Source organism: Neobacillus sp. DFD-2R, from assembly GCF_057747865.1.
Genome location: NZ_CM173228.1, coordinates 1,613,712 through 1,639,109, shown reverse-complemented (window position 1 = coordinate 1,639,109; position 25,398 = coordinate 1,613,712). Strand labels below are relative to the sequence as shown.

Below are 25,398 nucleotides of genomic sequence, written 5' to 3'. Positions count from 1 at the left end.
ATGAACGTACAACTGAACGGCGAAAATATACTTTTACCCGAAAATATTGTATTTGTTTCAGACGTACTAAAGCATTACCAAATTCATGATAAAGTGGTTGTCGTCGAAATAAATGGAGAGATTTTAACAAGGATGGAACATCAAAGTACTAGATTGTCTGATCGAGATCGAATTGAAATTGTACATTTTGTTGGAGGCGGTTAATAATGTTGAAAATTGGCTCATTATCATTTCAGTCACGTTTATTACTTGGTACAGGTAAATATCCAAGCTATGACATTCAGAAAAAAGCAGTGGAGGTTTCCGAAGCGGAAATCCTTACGTTTGCTATCCGAAGAATGAATATTTTTGAACCAAGTCAGCCTAACTTTTTAGAACAACTGGACACGAATAAATATACTCTCCTGCCAAATACTGCCGGAGCAAAAACGGCGGCAGAAGCCGTTCGTATCGCAAAATTGGCGAAAGCGTCAGGCCTTTGCGATATGATAAAGGTCGAAGTGATTGGCTGTGATAAAACACTACTTCCAGATCCGATTGAAACCCTAAAGGCTACAGAAGAATTAGTAAAGGAAGGGTTTATCGTACTGCCCTATACCTCCGATGATGTCGTTTTAGCTAGGAAACTTCAAGAAGCCGGATGTCATGCTGTCATGCCCGGAGCTTCGCCAATCGGATCCGGTCAAGGGATAATTAATCCATTGAACTTAAGCTTTATTATTGAACAAGCTGAAGTACCGGTTATTGTTGATGCCGGAATCGGTTCTCCAGCTGATGCCGCCAAGGCGATGGAATTAGGCGCGGATGGTGTTTTATTAAACACAGCCGTATCAGCGGCAAAAGATCCAATTAAAATGGCAAAAGCAATGAAGCTGGCAATTGAAGCGGGAAGGCTTGGCTTTGAAGCCGGCCGTATTGCCAATAAGAGATACGCTACCGCAAGCAGTCCGATGGAAGGAATGAGTATTGGGTGAATGATCGATATTCACGACAAGAATTGTTTCCACCAATTGGAAAAGAAGGACAAAAAAAAATTGCAAAAAAACATGTACTAATAATTGGTGCCGGAGCACTTGGGACAGGAAATGCCGAAGCATTACTCCGCGCCGGAATTGGTAAGCTGACAATTGTTGATCGTGACTATGTTGAGTGGTCAAATTTACAGCGGCAACAGTTATATTCGGAAGATGATGCAATAAATCGAATACCTAAAGTAATTGCAGCAAAAAAGCGATTGGAAGCCATTAATTCAGCCGTGGCGATCGAGGCAATTATTGCAGACGCCTCCGTTTTAGAACTTGAAGAATGGGCAAAACAAGTAGATCTTATCATTGATGCAACTGATAATTTTGAAACTAGGATGATGATAAATGATGTATCACAAAAATATCAGGTGCCTTGGATTTATGGTGCCTGTGTAGGTAGCTACGGAATCACCTACACGATTATACCGAAAAAAACACCTTGCCTTGCTTGTTTATTAAAAACAGTTCCTTTAGGTGGGTTAACCTGTGATACAGCAGGAATCATAAGTCCTGCTGTAAACATGGTCATTTCCTACCAAATAAGTGAAGCATTAAAGATTTTAGTAGAAGATATGGATTCATTACGGGACAAATTAGTTTCATTTGATTTGTGGAAAAATCAATATAGTGCGATTCGAGTAGATAGATTAAAAGATGAAAATTGTCCGTCATGTGGAAAAGAACACCTTTTCCCTTATTTATCCTTTGAAAATCAAACTAAGACTGCTGTTCTTTGTGGTAGAGATTCTGTACAGATTCGACCTTCTTCTCCCATCGAACGCGACCTTGAAGCATTAGAAAAAGTTTTTACGGTTCAAGGTGGAACGGTTCAGCGGAATCCTTATCTTTTATCCTATAGTATGGATCCTTATCGTTTAGTTATTTTTAAAGATGGAAGAGTTTTAGTGCACGGAACAAAGGATATCACTGAAGCGAAATCCCTCTACCATAAATATTTGGGATGATAAGAAAAGCGTAAGCGCCCGTTTAGTGACGTATGGGCTGGAGCGCTTCGACTGAGATCAAGGAAACACGGAGAGCGGAGCGATCCGATGTTGACTTATCGTAGGGAGAAGAGCGAAGTCCACTAGTCACTGGGTGCTGGAGCTGGACAAATTCTCAAAGAATTAAATTTCTTTCTTATCTTGTATGAAAAAACGCTACCCTTTGGGCAGCGTTTTTTTCATTTTTAATAAATTGAAGTTGTTGACTTAGAAGTATTTTCAAGAATTTCTTTGACGCGTTGTAAGAAACGCCCACAAACAAGCCCGTCTAATACACGGTGATCAAGTGACATACATAAGTTCACCATGTCACGAACAGCAATCATTCCATTATTCATCACGACAGGACGTTTAACAATAGATTCCACCTGTAGAATTGCAGCTTGAGGGTAGTTTATGATCCCCATTGATTGAACAGAGCCAAAAGACCCTGTGTTGTTGACAGTAAACGTTCCACCTTGCATATCATCAGATCTCAGCTTTCCAGTTCTTACTTTTATCGCAAGCTCAGCTATTTCGCGGGCAATTCCCTTAATAGTTTTCTCATCGGCCTGTTTAATAACCGGTACGAATAGCGCATCATCGGTAGCGACTGCAATGGATATATTGATATCTTTCTTCTGGATGATTTTTTCTCCGGCCCACATAGAATTGATTTGCGGAAACTCCTTAAGTGCCTGTGCTACGGCTTTAACAAAGAAAGCAAAGAACGTTAAATTGAAGCCTTCTTTTTTCTTAAACTCATCTTTAAGAGAGTTTCGGTATTCAACCAAATTGGTTGCGTCAACTTCGATCATCGTCCAGGCATGCGGTGCCTCATGCTTGCTTCGCAGCATATTGGCAGCAATCGCTTTACGGATGCCTGTAACAGGGATCTCAATGTCACCGGCCGCAACCGGGATATTTGCAGCTGGTGCTATTTGTTTTTGTGTTGAAACTGGCTGATTAGAAACATTTTGAACTGTTTCTTGTTGTGCAACCTGCCGGGTAGCCGGTTGTTTCGTTGTTTCTTCTTTTTGCCCCGATACTGGAATATTTCCAGATTCGATTAGCTTCAATAAATCTTTTCTTGTAATCCGTCCCCCTGCTCCGGATCCTTGGACTTGAGTCAAATCAATCCCATTTTCCTGTGAAATTTTTAACACCGCGGGAGAATATCGTGCTTTATTTCCCTGGTCTGCTTGAGGGACAGCCTCTGCTATGTTTTTTTCTTCCTTTTGTTTGTTATCAACTACAGCAGTGGCTGCTTCAGTATTACCGCTTTCGATTTCGATACTGCAGATGATTTCCCCAACAGCTAATGTATCTCCTTCTTCAGCAATAAGCTCTTTAATTACACCTGTAAAGGAAGAAGGGACCTCTGCATTTACTTTATCGGTCATGACCTCTGCCAGGGGATCATACTTATTCACTTTATCTCCGACAGAAACAAGCCATTTACTAATTGTGCCTTCTGTAACGCTCTCGCCTAGCTGAGGCATTTTAATTTGTTCAATTGCCAATGGTCAAACCTCCTATTAATACTCCGCAAGCTCACGCATTGCTTTTTCTACTTTATCAGGATTCACCATAAAGAATTTTTCCATGGTAGGAGCATACGGCATTGCCGGTACATCCGGTCCTGCAAGGCGCATAATCGGTGCATCTAATTCAAATAAGCAATTTTCAGCTATAATCGCCGAAACTTCACTCATGATGCTGCCTTCTTTTGTATCCTCTGTTACAAGTAAAACCTTACCCGTTTTAGAAGCTGCTTCAATAATCGCTTCTTTATCAAGAGGATAGACGGTCCTTAAATCAAGAATGTGTACTGAAATTCCATCCTTAGCTAATTTTTCTGCCGCTTGGAGGGCAAAATGTACACAAAGCCCATATGTAATGACCGTAATGTCTTCACCTTCACGCTTAACATCCGCTTTTCCTATTGGCAGAATGTAATCGTCAGTTGGCACTTCTCCTTTAATCAAACGGTATGCCCGTTTATGCTCAAAGAAAAGAACCGGGTCATTATCACGAATGGCTGCTTTTAATAAACCTTTAGCATCATATGGAGTGGACGGCATTACAATTTTCAATCCGGGCTGATTGGCAAATACCGCTTCAACCGATTGGGAATGATAAAGTGCTCCATGGACGCCACCGCCATATGGTGCACGAATAACAATTGGACAGTTCCAGTCATTATTCGAGCGATAGCGAATTTTTGCTGCTTCAGAGATAATTTGGTTAACTGCAGGCATAATAAAATCGGCAAATTGCATTTCGGCAATCGGTCGCATTCCGTACATGGCAGCGCCAATCCCAACTCCGGCAATCGCTGATTCAGCTAATGGTGTATCGATAACCCGCTCTTCTCCAAACTGTTCATACAAGCCATGTGTTGCTTTAAACACACCGCCTTTTACCCCTACGTCTTCACCAAGTACAAAAACCTTCGGATCCCTTTCCATTTCTTCACGGATCGCCATTGTTATTGAATCAATATAAGAAATTACCGCCATGTTTCCTCCCCCTTACAAGTCCGCATAAACATATTTCAACGCTTCTTCCGGTGCAGCATACGGAGCATTTTCTGCATAATCGGTTGCATCATTCACCAATTTCATTACACGGTCGTTGATTTCTTTTTCCAAGTCATCATTCATGACAGCTGTTTCCTTTAAATAGGAACCAAATGTAATGATCGGATCTAGTGTTTTGGCTTTAGCAACCTCATCAGGTGCGCGATACGAACGATCGTCATCATCAGAAGAATGCGGAGTCAGACGGTAAGAAACTGTTTCAACCAGTGTTGGACCTTCGCCGCGACGCCCTCTATCAGCAGCTTCTTTCACAGCTTTGTAAACCTCCAATGGATCATTTCCATCAACCGTGATTCCCGGCATACCATAACCAATGGCACGATCTGAAACCTTTTCACAAGCCAATTGTTTTTCAATCGGAACAGAAATTGCATATTTATTATTCTCACACATAAAAATAACCGGTAGTTTATGGACACCAGCAAAGTTAGCCCCTTCGTGGAAATCTCCCTGATTAGAAGAACCTTCACCAAAGGTTACAAAAGTAACAAGGTCTTTTCTTTCCATTTTACCCGCTAATGCGATACCAACAGCATGTGGAACTTGAGTTGTTACCGGAGATGAGCCTGTAACAATTCGATTTTTCTTTTGCCCAAAGTGACCTGGCATTTGCCGTCCACCTGAATTCGGATCTTCCGCCTTTGCAAAGCCGGATAGCATTAATTCCCTGGCAGTCATTCCAAAAGTTAAGACCACACCCATATCTCTATAATATGGAAGAACATAATCTTTTTCTTTGTCGAGAGCAAAAGCAGCTCCCACCTGTGCTGCTTCCTGCCCTTGACATGAAATAACAAATGGTATTTTACCTGCACGGTTCAATAACCACATCCGCTCATCAATGCGGCGGGCCAAAAGCATAGTTTCATACATTTCCAATACTTTTTCATCGCTTAACCCTATAGCTTCATGACGCTTTTCTGTCATCTATCTGATACCTCCCATTTATCCGCTTGAAAAATTTACGAGTGAATTGCCTTTCCATCAACTGCGAGTGCGGCTTCCCCAATTGCCTCTGATAGAGTTGGGTGTGGATGAATAGTGTGAGCAACTTCCCATGGTGTGGCGTTTAAAACCATCGCAAGCCCTGCTTCTGAAATCATATCGGTTACATGCGGACCAATCATATGAACTCCTAGAATATCATTAGTCTCTGAATCGGCAACAATTTTGACAAAACCATCAGATTCTCCAAAAACAAGTGCTTTCCCAATCACCCGGAAAGAAAATTTACCAACCTTTACATTATAACCTTTTTCTTTTGCCTGTTCCTCTGTAATACCAACACTTGAAACCTCGGGGCTGCTATAAATACATCTGGAAATAAGGTTATAATCTAAAGGGGAAGGATCTTTCCCAACAATATGCTCCACTGCAACAATCCCTTCATGTGATGCCACATGTGCTAATTGTAAACCGCCAATCACATCACCAATCGCATAGATATGGGATTCCTTGGTTTGGAAAAATTCATTTGTAATAATGAAACCTTTCTCTATCTGAATATCTGTGTTTTCTATGCCAATTCCTTCCGTATTTGCCTGTCGCCCTACCGAAACTAGAATTTTATCAGCTTTATATTCTTTCAGTTCTCCCTTTACTTCTGCCGATACAGTTACTTCATCGCCTTTGACTAATGTTTCAGGGAGTACTTTTGCACTTGTTACCAGTTTAACTCCTTTTTTCTTCATTAAACGTTGCATTTCTTTTGAAATTTCTTTATCTTCTGTCGGTATGATACGGTCTGCATATTCTATAACCGCAACCTCGACCCCAAAATCAGAAAGCATTGATGCCCATTCAATTCCGATTACGCCGCCTCCAACAATTATAATAGAATTTGGCAGAGCCTCAAGTGATAATGCTTCGTCTGAAGTCAAGACAAACTCTCCGTCAATTTCAAGACCGGGGAGCGTTCTTGGTCTTGATCCGGTTGCAACTATAACATTTTTGGGGATTAACATCTCGTTTTCCTGACCGTTATTCATTTCAACTGAGATTGTCCCGGGCATAGGAGAAAAAATTGATGGGCCTAATATTCTTCCGATTCCTTCATAAACATCTATTTTTCCCTGCTTCATTAAATGTTGGACGCCCTTGTGAAGAGTTTCAATAATTTTATTTTTTCTTTCTTGAACTTTACCAAAATTAACGGAAACATCACTTGTCATAACCCCAAAGTCTTCACTTCGTTTAGCTGTGGCATAAACTTCTGCACTTCTGAGTAATGCTTTACTGGGAATACAGCCTTTATGTAAACATGTCCCGCCAAGTTTTCCCTTTTCAACAATTGCTGTTTTCAGTCCAAGTTGAGAAGCGCGAATGGCAGCAACATAGCCGCCGGTACCGCCACCAAGAATGACCAAATCGTATTCGTGTGCCACTAATATTTCCTCCCAAATTCCTCAAATTTTTGCTGTTTTGTAATTCCCGGGATAGACTTTTACATCTTCTTCACCGCGTAAGACTCTAAGAGCTCCTTCGGCTAATGCTTGTAGTTCATTTTCACCGGGGTGGACGATGGTATCAGCAATCCAGTTAATTCTGTCGGTGATGGATTTAACAAAACCTTTTCCATATGCAAGGCCGCCTGTTAATATAATGGCATCGACTTTTCCCGATAGCACAGCACTTGCTGCACCTATTTCTTTTGCCACTTGATAGGCCATGGCATCATATACCAGCTTAGCTTCTTCATCACCGGCTTCTATCCTTTTTTCTACTTCAACCGCATCATTTGTACCGAGGTAACCAACAAGTCCTCCTTGGCCGACAAGCCTTTTCATTATCTCTTCCCGATAATGTTCACCTGAAAAGCAAAGCGCTATTAAATCTCCTGCCGGAACGGTTCCTGCCCGTTCCGGACTAAATGGTCCATCTCCGTGAAGACCGTTATTTACATCAATAACCTTCCCTTGTTTATGGACTCCAACGGTTATTCCGCCGCCCATATGGGTAACAATCAAATTTAATTCCCTGTATTTCCTTCCTAATTCTTTAGCTACCCTTCTTGCTACAGCTTTTTGATTTAATGCATGAAAGATACTTTTTCTTTCAATTAGCGGGAAACCTGAAATCCTTGCTATCGGTTCGAGTTCATCAACGACAACGGGATCCACAATAAAGGAAGGAATATTTAGCCCTGTGGCGATTTCGTATGCAATGATACCTCCAAGATTTGAAGCGTGCTGTCCGGAAAATCCGGAACGCAGGTCAGCTAGCATTGTTTTGTTAACAGCATAGGTTCCGCCTTCAATCGGACGTAACAATCCACCTCGTCCACAGACAGCACTTAACTTGGATATATTTATTCCTTCTTTATCCAGTGTTTCCAAAATAGTGTTTTTCCTAAATTCATATTGGTCAATTATCTTCGAGAAAGAGTTAATAACTTCTGCCTCATGACGAATTGTTTTTTCAAAAACGGAGATTTCATTATCGAAGATCCCAATCTTGGTAGAAGTTGAACCAGGGTTGATGATGAGAATCCGAAATCCTTTATCTTGCAACGCATTGACCTCCAAAAGGCAAAGACGCTGAATTCCCCATTCAGCGCTCTGCCGTGTACTAATATTTCAATAAGTTTTCTTATTTGTGAGTTCTACGACTTAAAATGTGATGACCATTTTGAAGGAACTGGCTGCGGGAATTGCGCATTCTTTCGATACGCTCCTCTACCATTCGGTCAGCAGCCACGTAAGTTGGAATACCATCACGCTTGGAAATTTCAATTATTTTTTCAATACTTGTATAAAGCTGTTCAACCTTTTTCAAGGCCCGTTCATGATTATATCCATAAAGCTCATCAGCAACATTGATTACACCACCGGCATTAATAACATAATCAGGTGCATAAACAATACCCATTTCATGGATGATATCCCCATGACGTGTATCTTTTAATTGATTATTTGCGGAACCGGCAATTACTTTAGCCTTAAGTTGCGGAATTGTATCATCATTGATCGTTGCTCCAAGAGCACAAGGAGCATAAATATCACATTCCACACCATAAATCTCATTTGGATCAACGGCACGGGCACCAAATGCTTCAACAGCACGCTGAACCGCTTCTTTGTTAATATCCGTCACGATTAATTGTGCACCCTCTTCGTGCAAGTGTTGACAGAGTGTGTAGGCGACATTCCCGACACCCTGCACAGCAATCACTTTTCCTTCCAGTGAATCTGTACCGAAGGCCTCTTTAGCCGCTGCTTTCATACCAAGATAAACACCGTATGCTGTTACAGGTGAAGGATTTCCTGAAGAGCCGAATGCAGGAGAGATACCTGTAACATAATCAGTTTCTTCATGGATTAAATCCATATCTGCAACCGTTGTACCTACATCTTCAGCTGTAATATATCTTCCGTTAAGACCTTGAATGTATCGGCCAAATGCCCTGAACATTTCTTCATTTTTATCTTTTCGCGGATCACCGATAATAACGGTTTTTCCGCCACCAAGATTCAATCCGGCCGCAGCATTTTTATATGTCATTCCTTTTGCCAATCTTAACGCATCTTCAATTGCTGCTTCTTCTGATTCATACGTCCACATACGAGTTCCACCCAAAGCAGGACCTAAAGTTGTATCATGAATAGCGATAATTGCTTTTAAGCCAGATTGTTTATCTTGACAAAATACCACTTGCTCATAATCGTATTGTTCTAAGTACTTGAAAATTTCCATGCTTATATTCCTCCTCAAATTTGAATATCTATTTTGTAACGCAGCATAACGCAAGAGCAAGAGAATAAAGTTTACTTTCTGCAGAATCAGCTCTGGAAGTAAGCACGATAGGAGCTTTCGCTCCGGCAATCACTGCCCCTACTTTTGCCTTAGCAAAGAATACTAAAGATTTATATAGTACGTTTCCAACCTCTATGGTAGGTACTAATAAAATGTCGGCTTTTCCTGCAACTTCACTTTGGATTCCTTTATGTTCAGCTGCTAAAGAAGAAACGGCATTATCTAATCCAAGAGGACCATCAACGATACAACCGGAGATTTGTCCCCTTCTGTTCATCATCGTTAATGCGGCAGCATCAACGGTAGCCTGCATCGCCGGATTAACCACTTCAACTGCTGCTATAGGAGCCACTTTCGGATTTTCAATACCGAGAGCATTGGCGAGCGAAACAGTATTTTTTATGATTTGTGCTTTTTGTTCCAGGTCCGGATGAATATTCATTCCCGCATCCGTTACAATCGTAAAACGATTCTTACCGGGGATTTCAAAGAATGCAGCGTGCGATAATACATTACCAGTCCGGAGCCCATATTCCTTATTCAATACTGCTTTTAAAATGAGATTAGTAGGGATATTCCCCTTCATTAAAACAGTGGCTTCTTTATTATAAACTGCCTTTACAGCTAATTCTGCAGCTTCAGTATTTGAATCCGCATGAACAACCTTTAATAGTTTACTGCTTTTTCTTCCGTTTTCCTTAGCTTCAATAAGTGCAAGAATTTTTCCTTTGTCACCAAATAATATAAAATTGGCAAGATTACGGTCCAATGCATCTAAAACTGCTTCGATAACGTCTGCATCCTCAGCCGCAGCGACTGCAACCGTATTAATGTTTAGCCGGGTTGCTCTTTCAATCAGCGATTCCAATAACAAGTTGTCATCAACCCTTTCTCTTTTAGCTGCAACTCCAACACAATAATATGCAAGAAGCGTGCCAAAACTTTTTTATTGAAAGCGCTTCATTTTCCTTAATTCCTCAATGCAATTTTTTTCACACCATGAAGATTATTGCATGCTATTATTTTCAAGTTTGTATTTTTCAAGTTTATAATAAAGATTCCTCACCGACAAACCAAGCTTCTTAGCTGTTAAGGTTTTGTTACCATTCGATTGAATTAGTGTTTGCTGAATAATTCTCGCTTCATATTCTTCGATCATCGATGATAATGGCTGGTCCGGATTAACAGAATTACTTTTTTGGGAAGAGAGCGATTCATGAAGTAATTGTTTATTCTTTAGCTCAGGTAAATGCTGAACGTCGATAAAGGTTTCATAATAATTCATAAAAATAATCGCTCGACCGAGAATATTTTCTAATTCTCTTACATTACCCGGCCAATCGTACGCCATCAATTGTAGCAATGCGGCTTGATTTACTCCCTCAACATTCCGGCCATAATCCCGATTTATTTTTTGAATAAGCCTTTCACATAATAAAGGAATTTCCTCTTTTCGTTTTCTAAGCGGAGGAATATGGATTGGCATGCGATTTAAACGATAATATAAGTCTTCCCTAAAGGAGCCTTTAGCAATACCCTTTTCTAGATTGACATGTGTTGCAGCGATGACCCTAACATTTATGGCAACCGATTTTGTTCCGCCAACACGGATAATTTCATTTTCTTGCAGAACCCTAAGCAGCTTTGCCTGAGTATTGGCAGAAAGTTCACCGATTTCATCCAGGAAAATACTCCCGTTATTAGCTTCCTCAAATAACCCTCTTTTCCCGCCTCTCCTAGCACCTGAAAATGCTCCCTCTTCATAACCAAATAATTCACTTTCTAAAAGTGTTTCAGAGATTGCTGCACAATTAACGCGGATAAATTTGTTATATTTTCGGTCGCTGGCATTATGTATGGCATGGGCAAACAGTTCTTTACCTGTCCCTGATTCTCCGCGAAGGAGGACGGTTGCGGGAGTTTTCGCTCCCAGCTTTGCCTGTTCGATGGCTATCATCATTTCATCCGATTTCCCTAAAATATCCTCAAAAGTATATTTAGCTTCCAATGTACGGATAATCTGCCTTGCTCGGTTTAATTCCCTGTTTAATGATTTAATCTCTGACATATCATGGATTACACCGACACTGCCTTTTAACTTTCCCTTAACAATAATCGGAGCAACGTTGACAATAACTTCCCTCTTATTGGGACCTACTCTCATAGCTACTCCACGGACGGCTCTTCTTGTTTGCAAAACCTTCATATGCATACTTTCACCCTCAGAAATATCTGCTGTTGCCGGTTGTCCAATTACACGTTCTTGAGATAGTCCGGTAATCCTGGTATAAGCCGGGTTAATTAAAATCCCCCTGCCATTTTCATCGACAACTGAAATAGCGTCATCGCTTGACTGAATAATCGCTTGAAGCATTGTTTGAATTTCCTTTAAGTCTGTAATTTCTTCAGCCAAATTAACTACTTCAGTTATATCTTTGAAAACAGCAAAAGCCCCAATTAACTTTCCATTTTCTTCAATAATAGGAATCCGAGTGGTTATGATTTTTCGTCCATTACTCAAAACCATCTCTTGGTTTGCCTCAATTTTCCTGGTTTTTAAAATAAGCGGCAGTCTGGTGGTTGGAATGACTTCAGCGACAAATTTACCAATCGCTTCTTCTTTTTTTACCCCTATCATTTCTTGCGCCCGCCGATTAAATAAAATAACGAATCCATGGTCGTCAATAACTACCATCCCATCATTTGTGGAATTAAAAATTAATTCCTGTTGGTAGTATTCATTTTGTTGTTTTTTAATTAATTCTTCTTTTTCTTCCATTAATTTTGACACTAGAAATGCTACGCTTCCGGGAATTAAAACGGTCTTTTTATTTTTTGCATCTCTCAACTGTTGAAAAACATTGTCATCACCGGTTACTTCGATGATTATATCAATATTTTCTGACAAGAAAGGATTCCAATCCGTCCCCGTTTTAATTCCACCTTTTTTTGCTATTAAAATACCCGGGGCATTTAAATTTCGATCAATCACTGCATGAACATTCAACACTTCAGTTTCATTTAAAATCTTTAAGATCGCCGAACCGCCCTTTCCGGCACCAACAATCATGACATTTTGCATTTTTTCCGCCCCTTTCAAAAAAACAAATACTATCCATTAAGAAAGTTTTTTCATATTATTGTTTGGAAAGATATGCAATTTTTTTCATTTTCTATTGTATATTTATTTGCTTGCCTTGACAAATTTTATCTATGTACTATTATTTTCTTCGTGAGAGGTAATTTTTTTCTTCACAATACAAGTCGGAAGGATTTAATTATGAAGCGTATCATTGCCCTAATCATACTATTAATACCGGGTTTTTTAGCTGCTCTAGGCATTAAATTAATGCGTGATATGACGTTCGGTATTCTTCAAGCACCATTCTCTTTTCTTTGGTTACAATTTTTGTCCGGACTAATCTTTTTTATTTGCGGGCTGGGGTTTGTAGCAGGATTTATTTTGCATCGTGACCGAAAGAGAAATAAGGTTCAGGCTCGGTTTCAGGATAAAGAAAACGCATCAACTGGCGGAAGGCAAAGGCGAAGCTAATGAAACGCTTTTTGGAAAAAAATAAGAGGCCGTCAGTTTACGGTCTCTTTTCGTATTGTTTTCTTATTCGTATTGCTTTAACCGGATCATCAGTAATGAATGATGTGCAGTTAATTTTAAAGAGCCGATGCATATCTGCATCTTTATTGACTGTATAAGGTCTAACAGCTATACCATTTTCCATTGTGTCTATAATTACTTCGTCACTAACTGCTGAGTGATTGGGATGGATACCTTTCGCCCTTATTGATTGTGCATAAATCCAGGGCATGTAGAGCCCTTCTATGAAAAGCGGAGCCGTTTCAATTTCAGGTGCTAACCGATAACTATAGACAATACTGTAATGATTAAAAGAGGAGAGAATAATCCGATTACTTAAACCAAAGGTACGAACGAGCTGTATGACTTTTCCTTCCATTCCTTTGTACGGAATCAGGCCATTTTTCAACTCAATATTACAAATTAACTTATTTGTTTTTAACCACTCCAGCACTTCTTTTAAAGTTGGAATAGGTTCCTTCTTTACACCTTTTTTATTGGCATTTAGCTTTAAAAGATCTTTAAATAAAAAATCTTTTACAAATCCTGTGCCACTTGTTGTCCGATCGACTGTTTCATCGTGTATCACAACAATTTCACCGTCTTTTGTTAATTGAACGTCAAGTTCAATTCCGTCCGCTCCTGCTTTTTCTGCTTCAACAAAAGCTCCCATCGTATTTTCGGCAAAAGATGCGGAATATCCGCGGTGAGCAAAAATTTGTGTCATGTTCTCACTTCCTAAATAAAATAAAAAAATGGAGGAATTTGTATGAAACCATTACAATTATCAGCCGAAACCGCTATAAAGCTTTCCGAAAAATTAAATCTGCCGATAGAACAACTTATGCATATGCCGCAGCATATTCTTATTCAAAAGTTAATGGAGCTTGAAAAAGAGAAGAAATAACGATAACTTCATCTCCTATCATATGCAAAAAAAAACACAATTACCCTGTTCCAAAACAGAGTAATTGTGTTTTTTAAGCTTTTCATGAAGCTTTATGCTCTAAGCGAAGCTTATCAGCAACCATGGCGATGAATTCACTGTTTGTTGGCTTAGCTTTTGACATACTAACAGTGTAACCGAACAATGATGAAATAGAATCGATATTGCCGCGACTCCATGCAACTTCAATGGCATGACGGATAGCACGTTCTACACGGCTTGCAGTGGTATTATATTTTTTTGCAATGTCAGGATACAGCACTTTTGTAATAGAACCTAAAAGTTCAATATCGTTGTAAACCATCGAGATAGCTTCTCTTAAGTATAAATAGCCTTTAATATGTGCCGGGACCCCGATTTCATGAATAATGCTCGTAATACTGGCATCAAGATTTTTGGGCTTTTGTTCTGCTTGCGGACGATAGGTTGTTGAAGGAAGTTTTCGCGTAACAGGACTGCTTTTGCCGCTGACTTGACGAATATGGTTACCGAGATTTTCCATATCAAATGGTTTTAGAATAAAATAGGATGCTCCAAGCTCAACTGCTTTTTTAGTAACATCCTCCTGCCCGAAAGCAGTAAGCATAATCACATTCGGAAATGTTCCTTTTTTTAGTTCTCTAAGCCGCTCAAGCACTGCTAAACCATCGAGATGCGGCATAATAATATCTAAAACAAGTACATCCGGATCAACCGATGCTAACATATCTAAACATTCTTGACCATTATGGGCTATACCGGCAACTTCCATATCATCTTGGGACGAAATATAGTCCTCTAATAATCCTACAAGTTCCCTATTGTCATCAACGACACAAACTTTTATTTTTTTCAACTCCATTTTCCTCCTCAAATCCAATTATGGTCTCTGGTCTATATTCGTTATGTGATTTTCATTCTGTGATTTTTATACTCTAATTTCTATTCTAAATTAGAAATTCGACAATGCAACAAAAATTCCTCTCATTTTTTTATTATTTCTTAAATTAGTGATAAAATCTCATCTTTTCTTTATTTTCCTCTTATTTTCGACGAAAATCGCGTAAATCCCAAAATATGGTTGAAATTTGTCGAATAATCTTTGTGAATTGAAAAAGGATGACTCAAAGGTCATCCTCATTTTAAATCAGCTAGCTTTATCCTTCGGTTTATCATATATATTAATTCCCGCTTCATTTAACATCCATTCAATGTGCACTCCGTACCCGGAGGTCGGATCATTAACAAAGACATGTGTTACTGCTCCTACGAGCTTCCCATCCTGAATAATTGGGCTTCCGCTCATTCCTTGAACAATACCTCCTGTTTTTTCAAGGAGCTTTGGATCAGTGACTTTAATAACAATGCCTTTTGTGGCTGGAAATTTTTGCGGGATCGTACTGACAATTTCAATATTAAATGCTTCTACCCGATCATCATTAACCACTGTTAAAATCTTTGCCGGCCCTTCTTTTACCTGATGGGATAATGCTATTGGTATTGGCTTATCCATTATCCCGTTTTTTAAATCTTTATTCATCTCACCAAAGATTCCAAACGGACTATTTTTTTGGATATTTCCGACAATTTCACGATCAGAGGAGAAGCGTGCCAGCTTTTCACCCGGATCTCCGTTACTGCCTTTTTCAATTGATGTTACTGTAGAGCGAACAATTTGACCATCTTCTACAACAATTGGCTTTTTAGTATCCATATCTGAAATTACATGCCCTAAAGCACCATATTTTTTCGACCCTGGGTGGACAAAGGTCATTGTCCCAATTCCTGCAGCCGAGTCTCTAATATATAATCCAAGTTTATACGTGTTTTCCCCTGTATCTTTTAAAGGGGTAAGTTTTGTAGTAAATTTTCCACTTTCTCTGCTAATGACCATATTTAATGCTTTACCGTTTTGTCCTGCATTTTGTACAAAAGGTGCTACATCTGTCATTTTTTCAATCTTAGTTCCATTTATTTCAGTTATAATATCTCCAATTTTTATTCCGGCAATTTCACCGGGTGACTTTTTCCCATCATCTGTATTAACTAAATGGTGACCAACGACCAAGACACCAACAGTATTTAATTTAACACCGATTGATTGTCCTCCTGGAATAACACGGAAATCCTTTAAGACAGAAACATCGACTTTTTTTACGGGAATTCCTGCAAATTCTAACAGCATTTCATTATTGCCCTTTTCCTTTGCCTTCACAGATACTGAATGAGTGTTTTGTCCAAGTGCAATACTCGAATTGTGAGAAACTAAAGTGGCTGATACCGGGGCAGCCTTTGGAAATGTAAAATCTTCACCTTCGAAGACGGTTATCGTCTTTGGTATATCAAGATATTGTTGTATAGGCTGTAAAAAAATAAGACTGATTAATGAAACAAGGAGAATTCCACCAATGATCTTTCTTATGATTTCTATCTTCAAACTTTTCACTCTCCTCGCTTCTAGTTCACTACATTGAAATGGCTACATCTATAATTTTGCCTCCTTCACAGTCATTTATAACTTGCACTGATATAAAAAAGCTACCCAGAATGGATAGCATTTCAATTTTTATAAAAAATATAGAAATTTTAGCTTTTAAATGTGATTACTGTCTAGCTCCGGTACTAAACGGACGCTTCCTCTTTTCTTATTTTCTGCAGCTAAGTACAATAATTCCTCTGCATGTTTTTTTGTAAGGTCAGTAATTTCGACACCTGAAATCATTCTGCCTATTTCTTTAATCTTTTCTTCCACCTTTAATGGAGAGACGGAGGTTTTTGTTCTTCCTGCTTTTGTGACCTTGGAAATGAACAAATGAGTATCTGCCATAGCAGCTACTTGAGGCAAATGGGAAATACATAAAACCTGTGAACCTCTGGCCACTTTATAGATTTTTTCGGCAATTGCTTGGGCAACTCTTCCACTTACACCCGTATCAACTTCATCGAAAATAATCGAAGTGACACCTTGATGTTTAGAAAAGATACTTTTTAATGCCAACATAATTCTGGATAATTCTCCTCCAGATGCAACTTTTGACAATGGCTTTAACGGTTCTCCAGGGTTGGTTGATATATAAAATTCAATTTGATCTACCCCATTTTTTGTGAAATGCTGCAAATCTGACTCAATTCGAATTTCAAAAACAGTTTTAGCCATATACAATTCTTTTAATTCTTTATGTATTAATCTTGTTAGTTTTTCCGCCCATTTTTTACGCAGTTCAGTTAATTGCTTCGCTTCAAGGACTAAATCTTTTTTTATCGAAGCTAATTCTTTTTCCAAGTCATTAATATGTGTTTCTTTATTTTGCAATGTTTCAATTTCTTCTTCAATTTTAGCTGCATATATCAAAATTTCATCAATGGTTTTGCCGTATTTTCGTTTTAATTGGTTAATTTCATTTAATCTTTCTTCAATTTCATTTAATCGTTGTGGATCATATTCCAATACGTCTAATTCATTTCTCAAGGAATGCACAGCATCCTCCAATTGATAATAACTATTCGAAACGGACTCAAATAGACCTTTATATGCAGTATCAAGCGATGCTGCATCTTCAAGGTGACCCATTACCATGCTGATCCAGTCTAACCCTTTTTGTTCTCCATTTAAGGCTGTATAGCTTGATTGAAGGGCTTCAAATACCCTTTCAAAATTCCCAAGCTTTCTTTTTTCCTCAAAAAGCTCTTCATCTTCATTGGGTTTTAAATTTGCTTTTTGGATTTCATCAAGTTGAAACTGAATTAAATCAAGGCGATGAGCAGTTTGTTGCTCGTTCTCACTTAGAGATTTAAGCTTGTATAAGGTTTGATCATAACGATGGAAAACTTCTAAGTATTCTTCTTGGGAAAAGGAAATTTCCTCAAAGCCAAATTGGTCCAGGAGCATTAAATGCTTCGACTCATCCATTAATTCTTGATGCTCATGTTGACCATGTATATCAACCAGTGTCGAACCAAATTCACGAAGAGTTGAAATTGTCACTAGCTTTCCATTAATTCTGCAAACACTTTTTCCTGTTTTTGAAATATCACGCCGTAATACGACCATACCTTCTTCAATTTCAATCCCAAATTCCAATGCTCTTCCAAAGCAAGGGTGATTAGGATCGTCAATTTGAAATAAACCTTCAATTTCAGCTTTTTCTTCGCCATGACGGACAAATTCAGACGATCCTCTCCCGCCGACCAATAAATGAATTGCGTCAATAATAATCGATTTTCCTGCTCCGGTTTCTCCGGTTAATACCGTTAAACCCTTCTCAAAAGAAATGGAAAGGGCTTCAATAATGGCGAAATTTTTTATCGATAGTTCGGATAACAAAAAACATTCCCCCAGTTAAAGCATATCAAGGAATCGGTTTGTGATGGTTTCTGTATCTTCCTGTGTTCTGCAAATGATCAATAGTGTATCATCACCACAGATGGTTCCTAAAATTTCATCCCAATCAAGATTATCTATTAGGGCACCAATCGCCATTGCATTTCCCGGTAAACATTTCATAACAAGCAGATGCCCTGCGGAATCAATTCGAACGAAGGCATCCATTAACGATCTCTTTAGCTTTTGTAATGGATTAAATCTTTGATCTGCAGGCAAACTGTATTTGTACCTGCCATCAATTAAAGGCACTTTTACTAGATGCAATTCTTTAATGTCACGGGAAACAGTAGCCTGTGTTACATTATACCCTGCATTTTTTAACTCATCTACTAACTCATCTTGAGTTTCAATATCATTATTAGTAATAATTTCCCGTATTTTAATATGCCGTTGACCTTTATTCATTTTTTCACCCCATAAACATTCAAAACCACTATGTATTTTGTACTAAAATGTCGCTTCTACACCTATGTTAGCCGATTTTAACAAAGATGTACATATTCTTCTCTGTGAACAATAAAAGGATAAGCACTGGCCTATCCTTCTGTCTTTTGTTTCGTTTTAAATTCTTGGTGGGATTCCATTACAACGTCCAAAGGGGTGACGGGCAATTCATTTACCCCTGTTTCCTGAAGGTTTTCCCATTTTAGGTGAAGAAGGAATTCAATGTTTCCATCTCCGCCGGTGATTGGCGAATAGGACAAATTTTTCACATAATATCCTTGATGAATGGAAAAATCAATAATTTTATTTAATACCTGTAAATGTACTTTTTCATCCCTGACAATTCCCTTTTTACCAACCTGCTCTCTTCCGGCCTCAAATTGCGGCTTCACAAGTGCAATGATATCACTTCCGGGTACTAGAAGTGTCTTTAAAACAGGCAGAATTAGGGTTAACGAGATAAAAGATACATCAATGCTTGCAAAATTCGGCATTTCCCGGATTAAATCAGAAGGAGTAACATAGCGGAAATTAGTCCTTTCCATTACAACAACCCGTTCATCCTGACGAAGTTTCCATGCAAGTTGATTATAGCCTACATCTAAGGCATAAGACATTTTCGCACCATTTTGCAGGGCACAATCAGTAAATCCGCCTGTCGAGGCCCCGATATCAAGTAACACCTTATCCTTTATAGTAACATCAAAAACTTTTAGTGCTTTCTCAAGCTTTAATCCCCCACGGCTTACATATGGAAGGATGTTTCCCTTTATTGAGAGGGGTATATCCGATTTTACTTTTTCTCCGGGTTTATCCAGCCGTTCTTCATTTGTATAAACAAGACCGGCCATAACTGCTCTTTTAGCTTTTTCGCGTGTTTCTGCTAAACCTCTTTCAACTAGTAAAACATCTAATCGTTCTTTATTCTTCATGTATTAGGCCCTTTGTTGTTTTTTCCGTGCAAGTATAGTAAGTCTTTTGACTGCTTCTTGAGTCGTTAAACCTATCTCTTCAAGTAAGGATCCGACATCTCCATGCTCTATAAATTTGTCAGGAATTCCTATTCTGTCAATTACCGTGCTGTAGTACCCATTATCATGAGCAAATTCAAGTACTGAACTTCCAAACCCGCCATGCAATACTGCTTCCTCAATCGTTAATAATGGAATGTTTTTTGCAAAAAGAGTTGTAAGCATTTTTTCATCTAAAGGCTTAATGAAGCGTGCATTAATCACTTTAACGGATATGCCTTGCTTTTCAAGAATCAGAGCAGCTTCCATAGCCATTGGAATCGTTGTTCCAAAGGTTAAAATAGCAGCATCTTCACCATCCCTGATAATTTCCCATGTTCCAATTGGGATTTTATGAAGCTCTGCATCCAATGGAACGCCAATTCCATTACCGCGCGGAAATCTCATGGCAATTGGACCTTCATCATAATTTAAAGCTGTATTAACCATGTGCTGCCCTTCATTTTCATCCTTAGGCATCATGATAACTATATTTGGCACATGCCTTAAAAAGGCAATATCGAATACACCTTGGTGAGTCTCACCGTCTGCACCTACTAACCCTGCCCGGTCAATTCCGATAAAAACATTTAGATTTTGGCGGCAAATATCATGTACCACCTGGTCATAGGCACGTTGTAAAAATGTTGAGTAGATTGCTAAAAATGGCTTCATATTTTGAGTTGCCAAACCGGCTGCCACTGTAGCGGCATGTTGTTCGGCAATACCGACATCATACATTCGCTCAGGAAATTCACTTGCAAAGCCTTCAAGTTTAGAACCGACCGGCATCGCAGGCGTAATCGCCACAATACGGTCATCATCTCTCGCAAGCTTTCGTACTGTTTCACTAACAAGGCTGCTCCATGCCGGCGGTGGAGTTTTAGCCGGCTTTACGAACGTACCTGTATCCATTTTATATGGGCCGGTTCCGTGCCATGTACCTGTTTTGTCGGTTTCCGCAGGAGAGTATCCTTTACCCTTCTTTGTGATAACATGAAGGAGTACAGGACCGGGTGTTTTTTTAGCATAGCTTAAATTATCGAATAAATCTTCAAAATTATGTCCATCAATTGGCCCTAAATAAGTAAAGCCCAATTCTTCAAAAAACATCCCGGATACTAGTAAATATTTAAGACTATCTTTTATCCTCTCTGCAGTGGCAGCCAGCACTCCTCCAACTGCAGGAACTTTCTTTAATAGTATTTCTAACTCATCTTTTACCCACTGATATTTTCCTGCAGTTCGTAACTGACCAAGAATATTGTGCAAGGCGCCCACATTTGGTGCAATGGACATTTCGTTATCATTGAGTATAACGATCATATCTTTTTTCTCGTGGCCTATGTGATTCAATGCTTCTAATGCCATCCCGCCTGTTAAAGCTCCATCGCCAATTACAGGAACGACAAATGATTTCTCTTTTTTCAAATCCCTGGCAATAGCCATTCCCATTGCAGCTGATAGAGAGGTTGAACTATGCCCTGTTTCCCATACATCATGTGTGCTTTCAATACGTTTTGGGAATCCGCATAAGCCTTTAAATTGGCGCAATGTATCAAAATCACAGGCTCTACCGGTTAAGATTTTATGGACATACGACTGATGTCCGACATCCCAAATAATTTTATCCTTAGGGCTTTCAAAACATTTATGTAAAGCAATTGTTAATTCGACTACTCCTAAATTCGGTCCAATATGGCCTCCGGTAACAGACAGCTTTTCAATCAAGAATCGGCGTATCTCTTGACTTAAAACCTCCAATTCTTTATTTGACATCCCTTTTAAAAAGGACGGGTCTTTTATTGATAACAGATCCATTTTTGGACCACTCACTTTCATACTTTTTCTATCTACATTTTGTAACAATTAAGAATCTGATGTGTTTGGAAGAAGCTAACATCAGTTTGATTATTAAAAAATAGCCGCTAACACGAAAGTGATAACGGCATTGACAACGTTTTCTCATTGAAAACTATTATAACACATTTAGAAAAAAGCCTCAAATGCCGATATTTAGTGGTCTCTCGATGCAACTAAATCGGTTATTTCCATCAGCAGGTTGGTATTTAAGCCTGAATGATTTAAATAACTTTTGGATAAGTTTATTTGATTACGTAAAGCTTTTTTTGCACCTTCCATTGATAACAATTGCGGATAGGTACTTTTATGATTTACAGCATCACTTCCAACAGGCTTACCAATTAAGTCTTGATTTCCTTCCAAATCAAGAATATCATCCTGTATTTGAAAAGCGAGACCTAGATGGTGTGCAAATGCCGATAGGTCTTCAAGTTGTTTTTGGCTTGCTTCAGCAATCATTGCCCCTGCTAATACACTATATCCTAAAAGCTTTCCTGTTTTATGAATATGTATATACTCAAGCTCTTCAAGTGAAAGTGTCTTTTCTTCACCTTCCATATCAGCAACTTGACCCCCAACCATTCCTTCCGTTCCGGCTGCTTTTGCCAGCTCAATAACAAGTCTTAGTTTTGTTTCAGATGAAGCATATTCGTTCGGAATTTTCCCCATTACTTCAAAGCTATAGGTTAATAAAGCATCCCCGGCAAGGATGGCAACTGCTTCACCAAACACTTTGTGATTGGTCGGCCTTCCTCTTCTCAGGTCATCGTCATCCATACTTGGAAGGTCATCGTGGATTAAAGAATAAGTATGGATCATCTCAATGGCTGATGCAGCAAGTAATCCTCTCTTAGGATCGATCCCAAATGCATCCAAAGTCGCAAATAACAATAACGGACGAATCCGTTTTCCACCTGCTCCAAGGGAATAGTGCATCGCATCTTTAATCACAGGAGGAGCATTAAGCTTATCCACCAGAGTCCGAAGCTCTGCTTCAAGCAGCAGTTTATATTCGTGGGCAAACGCATTCAGCAACCCGGTTTCCAAGTCTATTCCTCCTCTTCAATTGAAAAACTTTCCGTTCGTCCATCCTCTGTAATGATTTGTGTTAGTTGATTTTCAACACTTTTTAATTTATTATGACAAATCTTGGAAAGTTCCATCCCTTCTTTATAGAAAGCGATTGCTTCCTCTAATGGGACATCTCCTTCTTCCAGCCTATCCACAATTTGTTCAAGCTTATTCATTGCATCTTCAAATGTTAAATTTTTTTCAGTTTCCATCCTTTTCATTCTCCTTTATTGTTTCCACTTTACAGAAAAGGTTTCCATCGGTTAATTGAATTTGTACCGATTCATTCATTTTTATTTGTTTAATACTTTTTACTAGCCGGTTTTCATCTTTGTACACAAGACTATACCCGCGTTCCATAATTTTTAAAGGACTCAAGGCCTGTAAGGTTGAAAGACACGAGTCAAATTCCGTTTGTTTCTTTAAAAGGATTTGCTTCATCACACGATGAATATCTTTTTGTGACCTCACAAAGCGATTTTTTGCTTCACCTAAAGCTTCACTAGGATGATTCCGTAATAGCCTTTTATTTAGGTTTTCCTGCTGTCCCCTTTTCAGCAATGTAAGCCTTGAAGCACCACGTACGAGCAGTTCCGTTAATTTATCGACTTGTTCAAGCTTCTGTTCATAAAGACGATGAGGATATCGAAAAGCATATGATTTTTTAGCACGATTTAAACGCTCTTTATCAAAGCGAAACTTTTCGTTCATTGCCCGAAGCAAACGGGTTTTGCGCTGTAACACTCTCTCCATTAATTCCTCAATATGCGGCACAGCAAGTTCAGCCGCGCCGGTAGGAGTTGGAGCACGCAAATCTGCAACAAAATCAGCAATTGTAAAATCTGTTTCATGGCCGACCGCTGAGATTATAGGAATGTTTGAGTTAAAAATAGCTCTAGCAACCAGTTCTTCGTTGAATGCCCAAAGCTCTTCAATCGAGCCTCCCCCGCGTCCGACAATTAACACATCGATACCTGTCATCTGATTGGCTTTTTCAATCGCCCCGGCAATCGATTGTGCAGCATTATCGCCTTGTACCAGTGCAGGGAAAACAAGAATATTGACAATCGGAAATCGCCTTTTAATGGTTGTAATAATATCTCTAATGGCAGCTCCGGTTGGAGAGGTTATAACACCCACGGTTTTAGGATATAGTGGAATAAGCTTTTTATTTTCAGGGGCAAATAATCCTTCCAATTCCAGCCTTTGTTTCAATTGCTCGTAAGCTAAAAATAATTCTCCAATTCCGTCAGGCTGCATTTCTTTTATGTAAATTTGATATTGACCGCCCGGTTCGTAAACTGTGATATCACCCTTAACTATTACCTTCATCCCATTTTCAGGCGAAAATTTCATAGACCTTGATTGGCTGGAAAACATCACGGCAAGAATCCGTGCTTTTTCATCCTTTAAGGTAAAATACATATGCCCGCTTGAGTGCTGTTTAAAATTCGAAATTTCCCCTCTTACATGAATATTATGCAAATGAGGATCCGCATCAAATTTTCTTTTTATATACTTTGTTAGTGCGTTTATTGATAAATACCTTTGCTCCTGCATAAAAATACTCCTCTATAGAAAAGCGGAAGCGCCTTGCCCAGGGGTGACAAGCATAAGACGAGCCGGCTAGAAGGTTGCTCTTTAACCTTCTTGCCGGATTGGCTTATGACCTCGAGCCCCAAGGCGCTGAAGCTAGACACCCCTCAAAGTTCATAACATTAACTTTTTATGATAGGACAAAACAATAAAAACTGTCCTTATCCATTATATATTTAGTTCCTTTTTTTGTCCGCCATCCACGGGAAAGGACTTAAATAACAATAAGAGATAAGGACAATTTCCAACTTACATAAGATAAAAAATAATTTACAAGCATGCACCATTCTTGGCCGATTTTAAAGTATTGTACATAAGCATCGTTATGGTCATTGGACCTACCCCTCCGGGAACCGGAGTTATATAGCCTGCTTTCTCACTCACTTCTTGGTAATCAACGTCACCACAAAGTTTACCTGCTTCATTTCGATTTATTCCCACATCAATAACGACAGCACCGGGTTTTATATGATCAGCTTTAATAAAATTCGCTATCCCTACGGCAGCAACAATAATATCCGCTTGGGCAGTATGTACCTTTAAATCCTGTGTTTTTGAATGACAATATGTTACGGTTGCATTTTGATTAAGAAATAATTGTCCTGAAGGCTTGCCGACAATATTGCTTCTCCCAACTATAACCACATTTTTACCCTCGATTGAAATTCCTGATTCTTCCAAAAGCACCATAACACCATAAGGAGTACATGGTAAAAATGCATCCTGCCCCGTCATCATTCTTCCAATATTAATTGGATGAAAGCCATCAACATCTTTTAATGGGGAAATTGTTTCAATTACTTTTGTCTCATCAATATGTTTTGGGATCGGAAGTTGAACTAAAATCCCATGGATATTTCGATCTCCATTCAGTTCTTCGATTTTCCCAAGCAGTTCTTCTTCCGAAACCGTCTCTGGATATTCAATTAATATGGAATTCATTCCAAGTTCACGGCAAGTCTTTTCTTTACTGTTTACATAGGTTCTTGATGCTTGGTTATTTCCAACCAGTATAACGGCTAAGCCGGGGGTAACACCTGTATCCTTTAATTTTTGAACATCTTGAGCAATTTCAAGTCTTTTTTTAGCCGCTATTTTTTTACCATCAATTATGATCGCAGACATTTCGCTTCCTCCTATTGATAAAAGA

24 protein-coding genes are annotated in these 25,398 nt (G+C 39.0%); 5 read left to right on the top strand and 19 right to left on the bottom strand.

The window, feature by feature from the left end; all coding sequences use genetic code 11:
* Genes thiS through AC3ANV_RS08015 form a run of 3 tightly spaced genes read left to right on the top strand, consistent with a single transcriptional unit; the run spans position 1 to position 1,990 of the window.
* Entirely contained in the window at positions 1-204 is a 204-nt protein-coding gene (thiS, locus tag AC3ANV_RS08025) for a sulfur carrier protein ThiS (RefSeq protein ID WP_488313104.1), read from the top strand.
* A 2-nt stretch (positions 205-206) separates the two neighbouring features.
* Entirely contained in the window at positions 207-974 is a 768-nt protein-coding gene (locus AC3ANV_RS08020) for a thiazole synthase (RefSeq protein WP_488313103.1), read from the top strand.
* The gene (locus tag AC3ANV_RS08015; protein ID WP_488313102.1) at positions 971-1,990 is read left to right on the top strand and encodes a thiazole biosynthesis adenylyltransferase ThiF; all 1,020 of its coding nucleotides are present in this window, start codon (positions 971-973) and stop codon (positions 1,988-1,990) included. The genes AC3ANV_RS08020 and AC3ANV_RS08015 overlap by 4 nt, the downstream gene beginning before the upstream one ends.
* A 224-nt stretch (positions 1,991-2,214) precedes the next feature.
* Here AC3ANV_RS08015 and AC3ANV_RS08010 read toward each other — a convergent pair whose 3' ends face one another.
* The 8 genes from AC3ANV_RS08010 to AC3ANV_RS07975 all read right to left on the bottom strand — a co-directional run bounded on the left by AC3ANV_RS08010 (position 2,215) and on the right by AC3ANV_RS07975 (position 12,445).
* Positions 2,215-3,531, bottom strand: a complete 1,317-nt coding sequence (locus tag AC3ANV_RS08010) for a dihydrolipoamide acetyltransferase family protein (protein WP_488313101.1) — start codon at positions 3,529-3,531, stop codon at positions 2,215-2,217.
* A gap of 15 nt (positions 3,532-3,546) precedes the next feature.
* Positions 3,547-4,530 (bottom strand): alpha-ketoacid dehydrogenase subunit beta, encoded by a 984-nt coding sequence (locus AC3ANV_RS08005; protein ID WP_488313100.1) that lies wholly within the window; start codon positions 4,528-4,530, stop codon positions 3,547-3,549.
* 12 nt (positions 4,531-4,542) lie between these two features.
* Complete coding sequence (locus tag AC3ANV_RS08000; RefSeq protein ID WP_488313099.1) at positions 4,543-5,538, bottom strand: thiamine pyrophosphate-dependent dehydrogenase E1 component subunit alpha; 996 nt, start codon at positions 5,536-5,538, stop codon at positions 4,543-4,545.
* A 35-nt stretch (positions 5,539-5,573) separates the two neighbouring features.
* The gene (lpdA, locus tag AC3ANV_RS07995; protein ID WP_488313098.1) at positions 5,574-6,995 is read right to left on the bottom strand and encodes a dihydrolipoyl dehydrogenase; all 1,422 of its coding nucleotides are present in this window, start codon (positions 6,993-6,995) and stop codon (positions 5,574-5,576) included.
* A 21-nt stretch (positions 6,996-7,016) separates the two neighbouring features.
* Positions 7,017-8,120 (bottom strand): butyrate kinase, encoded by a 1,104-nt coding sequence (gene buk / locus AC3ANV_RS07990; RefSeq protein WP_488313097.1) that lies wholly within the window; start codon positions 8,118-8,120, stop codon positions 7,017-7,019.
* Positions 8,121-8,199: 79 nt separating this feature from the next.
* On the bottom strand, positions 8,200-9,303 hold the full coding sequence (gene bcd, locus AC3ANV_RS07985) for a branched-chain amino acid dehydrogenase (protein ID WP_488313096.1): 1,104 nt from the start codon (positions 9,301-9,303) through the stop codon (positions 8,200-8,202).
* A gap of 28 nt (positions 9,304-9,331) precedes the next feature.
* Positions 9,332-10,237: a phosphate butyryltransferase gene (gene yqiS, locus AC3ANV_RS07980; RefSeq protein ID WP_488313095.1), complete on the bottom strand. Its 906-nt coding sequence runs from the start codon at positions 10,235-10,237 to the stop codon at positions 9,332-9,334.
* Between the two features lie 132 nt (positions 10,238-10,369).
* Positions 10,370-12,445, bottom strand: a complete 2,076-nt coding sequence (locus AC3ANV_RS07975) for a sigma 54-interacting transcriptional regulator (RefSeq protein ID WP_488313094.1) — start codon at positions 12,443-12,445, stop codon at positions 10,370-10,372.
* A 198-nt stretch (positions 12,446-12,643) separates the two neighbouring features.
* On the opposite strand from AC3ANV_RS07975, the gene AC3ANV_RS07970 reads away from it, so the two are divergent.
* On the top strand, positions 12,644-12,916 hold the full coding sequence (locus AC3ANV_RS07970; protein WP_488313093.1) for a DUF2627 domain-containing protein: 273 nt from the start codon (positions 12,644-12,646) through the stop codon (positions 12,914-12,916).
* Positions 12,917-12,953: 37 nt separating this feature from the next.
* On the opposite strand, the gene AC3ANV_RS07965 is transcribed toward AC3ANV_RS07970, so the two are convergent.
* Positions 12,954-13,682, bottom strand: coding sequence for a glycerophosphodiester phosphodiesterase (locus tag AC3ANV_RS07965; RefSeq protein ID WP_488313092.1), 729 nt, complete (start codon positions 13,680-13,682; stop codon positions 12,954-12,956).
* Positions 13,683-13,724: 42 nt separating this feature from the next.
* On the opposite strand from AC3ANV_RS07965, the gene AC3ANV_RS07960 reads away from it, so the two are divergent.
* The gene (locus tag AC3ANV_RS07960; RefSeq protein WP_488313091.1) at positions 13,725-13,862 is read left to right on the top strand and encodes a YycC family protein; all 138 of its coding nucleotides are present in this window, start codon (positions 13,725-13,727) and stop codon (positions 13,860-13,862) included.
* Positions 13,863-13,944: 82 nt separating this feature from the next.
* Here the strand turns inward: AC3ANV_RS07960 and spo0A are convergent, their stop codons facing one another.
* The 10 genes from spo0A to folD all read right to left on the bottom strand — a co-directional run bounded on the left by spo0A (position 13,945) and on the right by folD (position 25,373).
* Positions 13,945-14,736, bottom strand: coding sequence for a sporulation transcription factor Spo0A (gene spo0A / locus AC3ANV_RS07955; protein ID WP_488313090.1), 792 nt, complete (start codon positions 14,734-14,736; stop codon positions 13,945-13,947).
* 291 nt (positions 14,737-15,027) lie between these two features.
* Complete coding sequence (spoIVB, locus tag AC3ANV_RS07950) at positions 15,028-16,326, bottom strand: SpoIVB peptidase (protein WP_488313089.1); 1,299 nt, start codon at positions 16,324-16,326, stop codon at positions 15,028-15,030.
* Between the two features lie 147 nt (positions 16,327-16,473).
* Positions 16,474-18,204, bottom strand: a complete 1,731-nt coding sequence (gene recN, locus AC3ANV_RS07945; protein ID WP_488313088.1) for a DNA repair protein RecN — start codon at positions 18,202-18,204, stop codon at positions 16,474-16,476.
* A gap of 15 nt (positions 18,205-18,219) precedes the next feature.
* Entirely contained in the window at positions 18,220-18,669 is a 450-nt protein-coding gene (gene ahrC, locus AC3ANV_RS07940) for a transcriptional regulator AhrC/ArgR (RefSeq protein WP_488313087.1), read from the bottom strand.
* 131 nt (positions 18,670-18,800) lie between these two features.
* Positions 18,801-19,640 carry a TlyA family RNA methyltransferase gene (locus tag AC3ANV_RS07935; RefSeq protein ID WP_488313086.1) on the bottom strand — a complete coding sequence of 280 codons (840 nt, stop codon included), beginning with the start codon at positions 19,638-19,640 and terminating at the stop codon, positions 18,801-18,803.
* 3 nt (positions 19,641-19,643) lie between these two features.
* Positions 19,644-21,539 carry a 1-deoxy-D-xylulose-5-phosphate synthase gene (gene dxs / locus AC3ANV_RS07930; RefSeq protein ID WP_488313085.1) on the bottom strand — a complete coding sequence of 632 codons (1,896 nt, stop codon included), beginning with the start codon at positions 21,537-21,539 and terminating at the stop codon, positions 19,644-19,646.
* A gap of 195 nt (positions 21,540-21,734) precedes the next feature.
* Positions 21,735-22,628, bottom strand: coding sequence for a polyprenyl synthetase family protein (locus AC3ANV_RS07925; protein WP_488313084.1), 894 nt, complete (start codon positions 22,626-22,628; stop codon positions 21,735-21,737).
* 2 nt (positions 22,629-22,630) lie between these two features.
* The gene (locus AC3ANV_RS07920) at positions 22,631-22,864 is read right to left on the bottom strand and encodes an exodeoxyribonuclease VII small subunit (protein ID WP_488313083.1); all 234 of its coding nucleotides are present in this window, start codon (positions 22,862-22,864) and stop codon (positions 22,631-22,633) included.
* Positions 22,854-24,212: an exodeoxyribonuclease VII large subunit gene (gene xseA, locus AC3ANV_RS07915; RefSeq protein WP_488313082.1), complete on the bottom strand. Its 1,359-nt coding sequence runs from the start codon at positions 24,210-24,212 to the stop codon at positions 22,854-22,856. The genes AC3ANV_RS07920 and xseA overlap by 11 nt, the downstream gene beginning before the upstream one ends.
* Before the next feature lie 306 nt (positions 24,213-24,518).
* Positions 24,519-25,373, bottom strand: coding sequence for a bifunctional methylenetetrahydrofolate dehydrogenase/methenyltetrahydrofolate cyclohydrolase FolD (gene folD / locus AC3ANV_RS07910; RefSeq protein ID WP_488313081.1), 855 nt, complete (start codon positions 25,371-25,373; stop codon positions 24,519-24,521).
* Positions 25,374-25,398 lie beyond the last annotated feature (25 nt).